Source organism: Kineosporia sp. R_H_3 (assembly GCF_002198675.1).
In the GTDB taxonomy this organism is placed as follows: Bacteria; Actinomycetota; Actinomycetes; order Actinomycetales; family Kineosporiaceae; genus R-H-3.
The window spans coordinates 1-11,433 of the sequence record NZ_MWLL01000058.1 but is presented as its reverse complement, the minus strand read 5'-3'; the positions used below and the strand labels follow the sequence as shown (position 1 = coordinate 11,433).

Genomic DNA, 11,433 nt, shown 5'->3' with positions numbered 1-11,433 from the left:
GGCCGCCGGGTCCGGCCCGTCGGCCGAGGCGTCGACCGGCGCGTCGTCCGGGGCCGCGCCGCCGGTGGCGTGCGCGGTGGCGTCCTCGGTGACCGTCGCGTCGTCGGTCGACTCGTCGGTCGCCTCACTGGTCGCCTCGCCGGTCGGCGCGTCCGTCGTGGGTCCGGCCGCGGGGTGGTCCTCAGCGGCACCGTCCGGCGTCGCGCCGCCGTCCCCGTCGGGCTCCGTCGTGACCCGGCCGCGGTCGGCGTCGACGACCTCCGCGAGCGTCGGGGCCCCGGAGACCGCCGGCGCGACCGCGCGGACGGCGAGGAGCCGCTGGAGCCGGCGCCGGCCCCAGCCCGGTCGCGGAGCGGCCACCGGGTCGGGGCCCTCCCCGGCCGTCGGAGCAGCCGTCGGAGCGGACGTCGGAGCGGACGTCGGAACGGACGTCGCAGCCGTCGGGACCCCGGCGGGCGCCTCGACGGACAACGTCGCGGCGGCCCAGGCGGCGAGGGCGTCCCGGTGCCGCCGGACGATCGCCCGGCGGGTCGCGAGGAGCGGCTTGAGGGTGTCCCGCGGGACGGTCTGGGCCCGCCGGGTCCGGGCCCGGGAGCGCAACCAGCGCCGGGGCGTCGCGAGGACGACCGCCGCGGCGACGAGCTCGTCGACGGCCCGGTCGGGCTGCTTGAGGACGAGCCGCCACAGCGACCGCACCGGCGCCGCGAGCGCCGTCCACAGCCACAGCACCGGGACGAGACCGGCGTGCGCGCCGGCGAGCCGCAGGTGGAGCGCGTCCCGCCGGTCGGCCCGGTACCAGGAGCGACCGGACGACGGCTCCCCCGCCGGTCCGGACCCGGCGTGCGCGACGACGGCGCCCGGCACGACGACGACCCGATGCCCCGCGAGCCGGACCCGGTGGCACAGGTCGACGTCGTCGCGGGCGTGCGCGAGCAGCGGGTCCGGGCCACCGAGGGCCTGCCAGACGTCGCGGCGGACGAGCATCCCGGCGGTGGACACCGCGAGGACGTCGCTGCGCGCGTCGTGCTGGCCCTGGTCGACCTCGCGCGGGTCGAGGCCGGTGACCCGGGCCCCGAGCGTGGAGGTCGTGAAGCCGACGTCGAGGAGGTGCTGGTCGTCGTCCCAGTCGACCTGCTTGCAGCCCGCGACGGCGACGGACGGAGCGGTCTCGACCGCCTCGAGGAGCCGGGCGAGGGCGTCCGGTGCGGGTGCGCCGTCGTCGTGGAGCAGCCACAGCCACTCGGTGGTCTGCTGGCCGCGGCCCTCCCCCTCGCGCTGGCCGGTCGCCGTGCCGTCGGCCCCGGCGGCACCCGCGCCGCCCGGCTCCGGACGCGGGTCCTCCCGGACCGTGGTGCGGGCCACGAGCGCCGCGACGGCACCCTGGACGGCGTCCGCGAAGGACGCCTTGCGTCCCAGCCGCAGCACGTGCGGCGTGGCGGTGGCGAGCATCGCCGTGCTGCGGTCGGCCGATCCGGTGTCGGCGGCGACGAGGAGGTCCGGGCGCCGGGTCTGGGCGGCGACGGCGGCGAGAGTCCGCGCGAGGCGCTGCTCCCCGTCCCGGCTCACGAGGACGGCGGTGACGCGCGGGCGAGGGGCGACCCGTCCGGTCGGCGCGAGGGCCGCGGGCGGGGCGGGGACGGGGCTGCGGACGGCACGCGCCGCACCCGTGAAGGGGTCGACGGTGACGAGGGCGAGAGCCCTCGTGGCGTCGGTGTCGAGGTCCGCGGGATGCCCGGCGGATCGCGGGAGGGCGACGCCGGGGCCGGCTCCGGTGTCGAGGGTCACGGGTCGAGGGTCACACCGGGTGGCGGCCCGGGCGGCGAGGACACGCGGAGGAGCGGCGACTTGCTGTGCAGGTCACGCCCGGAGAACGGGCTGGAGGATCACGAAGGGCCGGGCCCCCGGCCCGGCTCGTGCGGCGTCAGACGGCGCGCTTCTTCACCCGGCGCCGCTCCCGTTCGGAGAGCCCGCCCCAGATGCCGAACCGCTCGTCGTTCGCCAGCGCGTAGTCGAGGCACTCGACCCTGACCTCGCAGGACATGCAGACCCGCTTGGCCTCGCGCGTGGAACCACCCTTCTCCGGGAAGAACGCCTCCGGATCCGTCTGGGCGCACAGCGCCCGCTCCTGCCACTCCAGCTCGGCAGCGGCTTCGTCCGCCGCAGAGCTTCCCACCATCGAAATCGCCACGAGCTCGTGCACCTGGCGCCCTCCTCGACCCTGGCCCCTTGAGGGGCTCGTCCCCCCACACGGAGCACGCCCCGCTCCGGGCGTGCCCTGTTCTGCTGTTCGTCGTGCTGGTCGTGCCGGTCGTGCTGACGTACCCGGCGTCGCCGCCGTCCTGCCACCGGCGCGAGCCGGCCCTACCCGTTCACTACCTGCGCAAACGCACCCGTGCGACGCCCCGAGCCGCCGTGCTCTGCCCACGGTCCGCACGGCCTCACGGACGACCCTGCGGAAAGCCCGCCCGGCCGCCGGAGGAACTGCGTCCCGGCCGGTTCAGCAGATGGGCACCACCCCGGGACCCGCACCGATCCCGTTGCAGCCGCCCACCGACCGCCCCGACGGCCGAAAGCGTAGTGTGACCACGTGCTCACTGTATGTGATTCCGTAAACTCACACCGATGAAATTACATGTGTGTCGCACCCGCTACGTCAAGCGAGACGGTGGTATTCACACAAACCGATCTGTCCGATTCGTCCCCCGGGGTGATCGACAGCCACGGTTGGGACCGCTCCCGGTCGCCCCCGCTCCCGGCCGCCGGACCCCGCTGACCCCCCTCTGACCAGCGAAGATCACGAACAGCATGCCGGAAGCACCCCGCGTCACCGCACCGTGAGCCCCCGCTCGGCGTCCCCAAGAATGCCCTGGAAGGATCCCACCATGCGAATCACGGCCCTCGCCGGAGGGATCGGCGGCGCGCGCTTCCTGCGCGGCCTGCTCCACCACCTCGACTCCGTCCCGACGGACGGCTCGCCGCACGAGGTGACCGTCGTCGGGAACACCGCGGACGACGTCACGCTGCACGGCCTGCGGGTCTGCCCGGACCTCGACACCGTGATGTACACCCTCGGCGGCGGGATCCACGAGGGCCAGGGCTGGGGCCGCGAGGACGAGCGCTTCACCGTCGCCGAGGAGCTCGCGGCGTACGGCCAGGGACCGGACTGGTTCACCCTCGGGGACCGCGACATCGCGACCCACGTCGTGCGCACCCGGCTGCTCGGCCAGGGCATGCCGCTGTCCGAGGTGACCGCGGCGCTCTGCGACCGCTGGAAGCCCGGCGTGCGGCTGCTGCCGATGAGCGACGACCGGGTCGAGACCCACGTCGTCGTGGACGACGAGGAGGCCGAGGGCGGCCGGCGGGCGATCCACTTCCAGGAGTGGTGGGTCCGGCTGCACGCCGCGGTGCCCGCCCGGCAGATCCTCGCGGTCGGCATCGAGCAGGCCCGGCCCGCGCCGGGCGTCCTCGAGGCGCTCCGCGAGGCGGACGTCGTCCTGCTGCCGCCGAGCAACCCGGTCGTCTCGATCGGGACGATCCTCGGGGTGCCCGGCGTCCGGGACGCCCTGCGCGGCACCCGGGCCCCCGTGGTCGGGGTCTCCCCCATCGTCGGCGGCGCCCCCGTCCGCGGGATGGCCGACGCGTGCCTCACGGCGATCGGCGTCGAGACGTCGGCCGCCGCGGTCGCCGGGCTCTACGCGGACTTCCTCGACGGCTGGCTCGTCGACACCTCCGACGAGGGCACGGTCGGGCCGGGCGCCGACGGGCGCCCCGCCGTCCGGGCCCGGCCGCTGCTCATGACGGACGTCGCCGCCGCCGCGCAGATCGCCGGCGCCGCCCCGGGAGGCCGCGGCGCAGACCCTGCGGGTCGTCGCCGAACGCCGCACACNGCCCTCGACCTCGCCGCCGCGCTCGCCGCGTCGCCCGCGGCCTGACCGGCCGGCCCGCGCGAGCCGGAGGCCCGACGTGACGGTGCTCGAGATCCACCCGGTCCACGGGCTGCCCGAGGTGGCCGCCGGGGACGACCTCGCGGCGCTCGTCGTCGCCACCGGCACCGACCTGCGCGACGGGGACGTCCTCGTCGTCGCGAGCAAGGTCGTCGCGAAGGCCGAGGGCCGCACGGTCGCCGCGGCCTCCCGGGACGGCGCCGTCGCGGCGCAGACCCTGCGGGTCGTCGCCGAACGCCGCACACCCCGCGGGACGACCCGGATCGTCGAGTCCCGCTCCGGCCCGGTCATGGCCGCCGCCGGCGTCGACGCGAGCAACGTCGCGCTCGGCACCGTGCTCCTGCTCCCCGCCGACCCGGACGGCTCGGCGCGGGCCCTGCGCGCCGGGCTGCGGGCGCGCACCGGGCTCCGGCTCGCCGTCGTCGTCACCGACACCCTCGGCCGGCCCTGGCGCGACGGGCAGGTCGACGCCGCGATCGGGGCGGCCGGGCTCGCCGTCACCGACGACCTGCGCGGTGCGACCGACGCGTACGGCAACCCGCTCGAGGTCACGGTGCGGGCGGTCGCCGACGAGGTCGCCTCCGCGGCGGACCTCGTCAAGGGCAAGCTCGAGGGCGTCCCGGTGGCCGTCGTCCGGGGCCTGGCCGGGCTCGTGCAGGACGACGACGGGCCGGGGGCGGCGACCCTGCTGCGGGCCGGTGCCGGCGACTGGTTCCGGCTCGGCCACGTCGAGGCGGTCCGGACCGCGCTCGGCGCACCGCCCGCGCACGACGTCGAGCCGCCGCACGTCGTCCGGGAGGACGTCGCGACGCTGGCCCGGCGGGCCGTCCGGCTCGCCCTGCGGCACCGGCTCGTCGGCGCCGCGCTCGCCGTCGCGGCGGACGTGACGACCGAGCTCGAACCGGACGGCAGCCGGCACGCCCTCGTGACCCTGCGCGCCGACGACCGGTTCGCCCTCGGGGCCGTCGCGGAACGGCTCGGTGCCGCGGCCTGGGCCGAGGACCTCGTCGCGACGGTCCTCGAAGAGGGCCCGCGGCACGTCGTGCTGCGGCTCGCCCCCGCCTGACCGGCCGGCGGCCCCGGGTCAGCGCCGGGTCAGGCCGCGAGCAGCCCGTCGAGCAGGGCGTGCACCTCGGCCAGCGCGGCCGGGGTCCGGGCCCGCAGCGCCGTCCAGGCCGCCCGCTGGAGGTCCCGGGCGGCCACCCACGCGGCCAGGGCCGCGACGTCCGGCACGGGGCCACCGGCGGCCGCGTAGGCCCGCAGGGCGGCGGCGCCGTCGGTGCGGGCGGAGGACCGCAGCGTCCCGAGGTCCCATGCGGGCGGCGCGAGGCAGGCGTCCTCGAGGTCGTTCCACACGAGCCGGCCGTCGAGGACGAGGACGTTGCCGGGATGCGCGTCGCCGTGGACGGCCTGCCACGTCGTCCGGTCGGCGGCGAGCAACGGCCCCGTGACCGCCGCCCGGGCCTCGTGCAGCCGGGCGAGCAGACCGGGGTCGGCGGCCCGCAGCCGGGCGGCGGTCGCGAGCAGCAGGTCGAGGTCGCCGGCGACGGGGCCGAGCGGCGGCAGCGCCGCGGCCCCCGGGTCGCCGCGGCCGGCGTCGTGCAGGGCGCGCAGCGTGCTGCCGAGCGCCTGCGGCGTGAGCTCGTGCGGCCGGGGCGGGCGGCCTGCCCGCCACACCGTGAGGACGAGCCCGTCGACGAGGTGCGGGCCGGCGGGCAGCACGTCGTCGTCCGTGGCCGGCGGCACGACCGGCGCGCCGCGGCCGGCGAGCCGTCGGGCCAGGCCCAGCTCCTGGTGGTGCCGCCACGGGTCGGCGGGGTCCTGCCCGGCGAGCAGGTCGGTGCGGGTCGGCGAGCGGACGACGAGCGGGTGGGCGCCGGCGGGCAGGCCGTCGAGGGCCACGACGACGTTGGCCCGCGCCGACAGCGGTCTGGCCCGCACCGCGGCCCGGCCGTGCGCCGCGAGGAGCCGCCGGACGGCGGCGAGCACCTGCGGCGTCCGCCGCTCCCGCCGTCCCTCGAACTCCTCCGCGGGCTCGAGCCCGGCGTCCCCGCCGTCGACCGCGGCCCCGCTCACCGCACGACCGGCAGGTGCCCCGGCAGCGTCATCCGCGGGCCGCGCCGCGGCCGGGACGCGCCGTCCAGCTCGAGGAGGCGCTGCACCCGGTAGCGGTGGCCGCGGTAGCACTCGACGAGCGGCGCGCAGCCGGCGTCGTCGAGCACCCGCCCGGTGAGCGCCCACGAGACGTTCTTCGCGACGTGGTAGTCGGCCCACGAGAACGCGTCGGCGTCGCCGTGCGCGCGCTGGCGCACCTCGGCCGCCGTCCACACGCCGATGCCGGGGACCGTCCGCAGCGCCTTCGCCGCCTCGTCACCGGTGAGGTCGAGGGTCTGCTCGAGCCGGCCGGCCGAGGCCGCCGCGAGGACGACGACCCGCCGCCGGGCCTCCTCGACGCCGAACCGCAGCCACTCCCACGAGGGGATCGCCGCCCAGTCCGCGGCCGCGGGCGGCACCCGCATCCCCGTCGCGAACGTGCCGGCGTCCCCCGCCGGGCCGGGGGCGACGTCCCCGTGCCTCAGGACGAGCCCGCGCCACGCCGCGAAGGCCTCCTTGCCGGTGACCCGCTGCTCGAGGCAGGCCGCGGCGAGCGCCTCGAAGACGGCCCGGGTGCGCGGCACCCGCCAGCCCGGCCGGGCCCGCCACGCGGCGACGAGCCTCGGGTGCTCGGGGCGCGGCACGAAGCCGGTCGGGTCGTCCGCGGCGCCGAGCAGCTCGGGGACGCCGTCGAGCACCCAGCCGGCGCCCGGCCCCCACGCGTGGGCGAGCACCTCGCCGTCCGCGGGCCGCGGCTCGAGCCGCAGCAGGGCCGCACCGTCCGGGGTCCGGGTGGCGCGCCACACGACGCCGTCCGGCTGCAGCCGGTACGCCGGGTCGCCGCCGCCGCGGCGCAGGGTCGCGAGCGTCGCGCCGACCGCGACCTCGCGGCCGGGCCGCCAGACCCGGAACCCGGGGCCGCCCTCGTTCGTCACCCGGGAAGTCTCGCCGGTCGGTGCCCGGTCACGCAGCCCGGGTCCTTAGACTCTTGACGGTTCACCTACCGGCTCAGGCAGCAGATCACGCACAGGCAGCACCAGGGACGTCCACCCGCCCCGGACCACCGGGCCCGACGGAAGCGAAGCTCGTGGCCAACAAGAACGCCGAGAAGGACCGCAAGGCGCGCGTCGAGGAGATGCGCAAGGCGCAGCAGGCCGCCGAACGGCGCAAGAACCTGCTCGTCGTCGTCGCCAGCCTCGCGGTCGTCGCCGTCCTCGTCGGGGTCGTCTTCGCCGTGATCCGCCGCGAGCAGGCCGCCAACGACATCACGAACATCGGCGTCGCCTCCGCGGCCGCCGCCTCGTGCGACCCGGTCGTCACCGACGAGGCGGCCGGCGGCTCAGTGCACGTCGGCCCCGGCACCGACCAGGCGTCGAAGACGACGGTCGAGTACAAGACCGTGCCGCCGTCGTCCGGCGAGCACTACGCGCAGCCCGCCTTCCCGGCGTCGGCGTTCTACACCGCCGACGACCGGCCCAGGCTCGAGGCGCTCGTGCACAACCTCGAGCACGGCTACTCGATCGTCTGGTACTCCGAGAGCCTGCCGAAGGCGCAGCAGGACGAGCTGAAGCGGATCAGCGAGCTCGTGCGCGACAACGACGAGAACGTCGGCGCCGGCAAGTTCGTCGTCACGGCCTGGGACCCCGCCCGGGGCGCCTTCCCGGCGGGCAAGAACCTCGCGATCTCGCACTGGGGCGCCAAGCAGGGCTACCGCCAGTTCTGCGGCTCGGTCTCGGGCAGCGTGATCAAGGACTTCGTCGCGAAGTACCCGTACACCGACTCCCCCGAGCCGAACGCCCAGTGACGCACGGCCGGGGCTGACCACGGCCGGGTCTGACCGGCAGCCGGTCGGCCCCGGTCAGGCGGTCGCGGCCCGGGACCGCTTCGCGAGCGCGACGCCGACCCCGGCCAGCGCGAGGTCGGTCACGGTGAACAGCGCCCGGGAGACGAGGACGACGACGACCACGGCGCCGGGCCCGAGCACGGTCGCGAGGACGGCCGCCAGGGCCACCTCGCGCGCGCCGGCGCCGGCGGGTGCGACGACGACGACGAATCCGACGGCCCAGGCGAGCGCGTAGCCGCCGGCGGCGAGCGCGAGGGTGTGCGCGGTCGCGGGCGCCCCGAGCGGGATCGCGAGCGCCGCGACCTGGGCGCCGGCCAGACCCCACGAGACGAGCCCCCAGCCGGTGCCGGTGAGGGTGCCGCGCAGCGTCGTCCGGGCGTCCAGGGAGTCGCGGCCGAGCATCTTCAGGGCCCGGTCGATGAGCGGCACGAGGACTCGCGGGTGCAGGAGCACGAGCAGCGGCAGCACGAGCAGCGGCGTCCAGGCGAACTCGTCGGGGACGACGTCCGGCACGAACGGCAGCGTCCCGACGACGACGAGCAGGGCGCTCGTGATCGCCAGGAGCAGGCTCGCCATCGTCGCGGCGGCGGTGCGGCGGCGGGCGACACCGTGGTCGCTCGCGAGCTCGGCCTGCATGACCATCGGCCAGACGCTGCCGGGCACGTACTTGCCGAGCTGGCCGACGAAGAACACCCGGGCCGCGACGACGAGGGGCAGCCGGGCGCCCATGTCGCGCAGGACGGCGTTCCACATGAGGCCCGCGGTCGCGGCGTTGCCGACGGTCGCGACGAGCCCGAGGAGCAGCCAGCCGACGGAGAGCCGGCCGACGGCGTCGACGACCTCGCTCCACCGGGCGGCGACGGCCCAGGTCGCGAGCGCCGCCGCGACGACGCCGAACACCCAGCGCGCGGCCCGGGACTGGACGACGGCGAGCAGCCGGCCGACGAGGGCCGCCACACCGTCCTTCGACCCGCCGCCCTTCGGTCCCGACGCGTCGCTGCTCACGCGGCGGCCCGCCCGGCGAGGCCGGTGAGCGCCTCGACGTAGCGCGCCCACGGGCCCGCCTCGTCGACGTCGGGGACGGCGCGGGTCATGGCCGCCGCGACCCCGGGCTCGAGGAGCCGCTCGAGCGCCTTGACGAGGGCGGCCTCGTCGTCCGGCGCGACGACGAGCCCGTCGACGCCGTCGCGCACCTGCTCGCCGAAGGTGCCGACGGCGGTCGCGAGCACGGGCAGCCCGTGGGCGTGCGCGATGAGCACGTTCTGGGACGCCGTCGCGTGCCGGTACGGCAGGGCGAGGACGTCGTGCTCCGCGAGCAGCCCGGGCAGGTCGGCGGCGGGGACGTACCCGGCGCGGACGTCGACCCGGCCGGCCAGCCGCGGGTCGGCGCGGACGGCGTCGAGGTCCCGGCCACCGCCGGACCACACCTCGCCGGCGACGGTGACGTGCACGCGGGGCAGCCCGGCGGCCGCCCGGACGAGCAGGTCGAACCCCTTGTAGCGGCGGACGTACCCGAGCGCGAGCAGCCGCAGCGGGGCGTCCGCGGCACCGAGCCGCCCGCTGCGCGCGGCGACCGCGGCGGCCCGCGCCGGGCGGGCCGGCTTCTGGCTCGCCGCGACCTCCTTCGGCTCCGGGGCGGCGACGTCCGGCGGCTGCGGCGGCGGGACGGAGTTCATCCAGCCGCCGAGCCGGTCCTTCTCGTGGAGCAGGTCCTTGATGTCGAGCTCGGCATACTCGAACTCCGGGCTCCAGAAGAGCGCGTCGAACGGGCAGACCTCGATGCAGATGCCGCAGTACATGCAGAGCGAGAAGTCGATGGCGAACCGGTCGAGGACGTTGCGCTGCCGCTCCCGGCCGCCGTCCACCGCGGGGATCGTCTCCTTGTGGGAGTCGATGTAGATGCACCAGTCCGGGCACTCGCGGGCGCAGAGCATGCACGAGGTGCAGTTCTCGTGGAGCAGCGCGATGACCCCGCGCGAGCGCGGCGGGAGGGCGGGGAGGACGTCGGGGTACTCGGCGGTGTGCGCGGGCCGCAGGAGCGCCTTGGCGGTCGTCGCGAGGCCGCGCACGAGCCCGGCGGCCGTGCTCCGCGCGGTCTGCGCGCCGTCCTCGTCCCCGGTCACGGCACGCATCCTGCCGTGTCCGGGGTGCCCGGGGCGAGTGACCCCCCGATCCGTCGCCAGGCTGCGTGCGCCGGCCCGAGCAGAGGTCATGGCGTCCGGACGCCATCTGCCGGGCCGGCCGGACCGATCGCCGGTACTTCTCCGAGCAGGTATTGCCGACTATAGTCGTGACATGCCGACTATAGTCGGTAGATAGCGAGGAAAGACGGTCAGACATGGACCTCAGCAAGCCGTTGGCGGTCGTGACACCGACGCTCGACGCTGCCGTCCTGCAGGCCCTCGCCGCCACGACCGGCTGGGTCAGCGGCGCCCAGGTGCACCGCCGGGGCGGCGCAGGCAGCCCGGACGGGGTGCGCAAGGTGCTGGCACGCCTGGTCCACCAGGGGATCGTGCTCGCGAGCGAGCACCGCCACGCGACCCTCTACTCGCTCAACCGGGACCACGTCGCCGCCGACGCCATCGTGTCCATGACCCTTCTGCGCGGAGCAGTGGTGGACCGGATCAAGGCGGCGATCGAGGCGGGACCCGCGACCCCGACGCATGCCAGCCTCTTCGGGTCCTTCGCCCGTGGGGACGCCTCGGCCGACAGCGACATCGACGTGCTCGTCGTGTTCGACGAGCCCGGGCGAGCACCGGACGACGAACGGGCCGCCTTCCTCGACGATCTCGCCGAGGACGTCCGCCGCTGGACCGGGAACCGTGCCCAGATCGTGGCCCTGACGGTCCCCGTGCTCGCCGAGATGGCCGCCGCAGACGATCCCCTGGTGGACTCCTGGCGAGCCGACCACGTCCATCTCGCCGGCACCCGGCTGCTCGACCTGCTGAGGAGGACGCCCTGAGCCCGAGGGCGAAGGGTCGGGTGACTGACTGCACCTCGGAGCAGGCACGGGCCCGGCGGGCGCAGGCACGGGCCTTCCTCGACGTGGCCGAACTGGTGCTCGAGGAGCCGTCGACGCAGTCCGAGACCCATGTCGCCGCGGCGCTCGCCGTGCTGGCCGCGATCGCCGCCGCGGACGCCATCTGCGGGCTCCGGCTCGGGCGGTACAGCCGCGGCCAGGACCACGACCAGGCGGCAGACCTGCTGGCCACCGTGGACGCCGGCGATCCGTCGCTGGCCGCCAAGCTCCGGCGCGTCCTGGCGGCGAAGGACACGGTGCACTACTCGCCTCGACTGATCGCCAGGAACGACGCCCAAGGTCTGATCCGGGCCGCAGCAGCACTCGTCGAGGCCGCGGAACGCCTCTGACTTCCCCAGCCCGGGCCAGCGGCGCGCACGGGCCGAAGCCTCCATCGCAGTCCGATCCGCACGTCCAACCGTTGGGACAGCCGTACCGCAGAACGCACCAACGGGCCGGAACCGCGGCGTGTCGGCGCTGGGAGCGCTCTTGTGACGTCGGGCGGTACGGGCGGGCTGCGGACGACGCGGGAC

Annotated in this window: 10 protein-coding genes and 1 pseudogene; 5 read left to right on the top strand and 6 right to left on the bottom strand. The window is 76.6% G+C overall.

Annotated features, from left to right (window positions below):
* Both ECOMGDLI_RS03505 and ECOMGDLI_RS03500 read right to left on the bottom strand, forming a co-directional pair.
* Positions 1 to 1,785, bottom strand: a 1,785-nt coding sequence (locus tag ECOMGDLI_RS03505; protein ID WP_143447490.1) for a glycosyltransferase, incomplete at its 3' end; no start/stop codon positions are given.
* A 136-nt stretch (positions 1,786 to 1,921) separates the two neighbouring features.
* Positions 1,922 to 2,176 (bottom strand): WhiB family transcriptional regulator, encoded by a 255-nt coding sequence (locus ECOMGDLI_RS03500; protein WP_088281392.1) that lies wholly within the window; start codon positions 2,174 to 2,176, stop codon positions 1,922 to 1,924.
* Between the two features lie 706 nt (positions 2,177 to 2,882).
* Between ECOMGDLI_RS03500 and cofD the strand changes: the two are divergent.
* Together cofD and cofE are read left to right on the top strand one after the other, a co-directional pair.
* Positions 2,883 to 3,886: pseudogene (cofD, locus tag ECOMGDLI_RS03495) on the top strand (2-phospho-L-lactate transferase); the annotation flags it as partial.
* Positions 3,887 to 3,963: 77 nt separating this feature from the next.
* On the top strand, positions 3,964 to 5,010 hold the full coding sequence (gene cofE, locus ECOMGDLI_RS03490) for a coenzyme F420-0:L-glutamate ligase (protein WP_088313735.1): 1,047 nt from the start codon (positions 3,964 to 3,966) through the stop codon (positions 5,008 to 5,010).
* A gap of 29 nt (positions 5,011 to 5,039) precedes the next feature.
* On the opposite strand, the gene ECOMGDLI_RS03485 is transcribed toward cofE, so the two are convergent.
* The gene (locus tag ECOMGDLI_RS03485; RefSeq protein ID WP_158220882.1) at positions 5,040 to 6,020 is read right to left on the bottom strand and encodes an aminoglycoside phosphotransferase family protein; all 981 of its coding nucleotides are present in this window, start codon (positions 6,018 to 6,020) and stop codon (positions 5,040 to 5,042) included.
* Positions 6,017 to 6,973, bottom strand: coding sequence for a DNA-3-methyladenine glycosylase (locus ECOMGDLI_RS03480; protein ID WP_088313732.1), 957 nt, complete (start codon positions 6,971 to 6,973; stop codon positions 6,017 to 6,019). The genes ECOMGDLI_RS03485 and ECOMGDLI_RS03480 overlap by 4 nt, the downstream gene beginning before the upstream one ends.
* A 152-nt stretch (positions 6,974 to 7,125) precedes the next feature.
* Between ECOMGDLI_RS03480 and ECOMGDLI_RS03475 the strand changes: the two genes are divergently transcribed.
* The gene (locus ECOMGDLI_RS03475; protein WP_088313729.1) at positions 7,126 to 7,842 is read left to right on the top strand and encodes a DUF3105 domain-containing protein; all 717 of its coding nucleotides are present in this window, start codon (positions 7,126 to 7,128) and stop codon (positions 7,840 to 7,842) included.
* A gap of 54 nt (positions 7,843 to 7,896) precedes the next feature.
* On the opposite strand, the gene ECOMGDLI_RS03470 is transcribed toward ECOMGDLI_RS03475, so the two are convergent.
* Both ECOMGDLI_RS03470 and ECOMGDLI_RS03465 read right to left on the bottom strand, forming a co-directional pair.
* Positions 7,897 to 8,886, bottom strand: coding sequence for a lysylphosphatidylglycerol synthase domain-containing protein (locus tag ECOMGDLI_RS03470; protein ID WP_158220881.1), 990 nt, complete (start codon positions 8,884 to 8,886; stop codon positions 7,897 to 7,899).
* The gene (locus tag ECOMGDLI_RS03465) at positions 8,883 to 10,004 is read right to left on the bottom strand and encodes a glycosyltransferase (protein WP_158220880.1); all 1,122 of its coding nucleotides are present in this window, start codon (positions 10,002 to 10,004) and stop codon (positions 8,883 to 8,885) included. The genes ECOMGDLI_RS03470 and ECOMGDLI_RS03465 overlap by 4 nt, the downstream gene beginning before the upstream one ends.
* Positions 10,005 to 10,219: 215 nt before the next feature.
* Between ECOMGDLI_RS03465 and ECOMGDLI_RS03460 the strand changes: the two genes are divergently transcribed.
* Together ECOMGDLI_RS03460 and ECOMGDLI_RS03455 are read left to right on the top strand one after the other, a co-directional pair.
* On the top strand, positions 10,220 to 10,843 hold the full coding sequence (locus tag ECOMGDLI_RS03460) for a nucleotidyltransferase domain-containing protein (protein WP_088313721.1): 624 nt from the start codon (positions 10,220 to 10,222) through the stop codon (positions 10,841 to 10,843).
* 20 nt (positions 10,844 to 10,863) lie between these two features.
* Positions 10,864 to 11,250: a hypothetical protein gene (locus ECOMGDLI_RS03455; protein WP_088313717.1), complete on the top strand. Its 387-nt coding sequence runs from the start codon at positions 10,864 to 10,866 to the stop codon at positions 11,248 to 11,250.
* The last annotated feature ends 183 nt before the right edge of the window (positions 11,251 to 11,433 follow it).

Coding starts and splice junctions, on each gene's coding strand:
- ECOMGDLI_RS03500 (WP_088281392.1), bottom strand. CDS start 2,176: ATGGTGGGAAGCTCTGCGGCGGACGAAGCCGCTGCCGAGCTGGAGTGG.
- ECOMGDLI_RS03460 (WP_088313721.1), top strand. CDS start 10,220: ATGGACCTCAGCAAGCCGTTGGCGGTCGTGACACCGACGCTCGACGCT.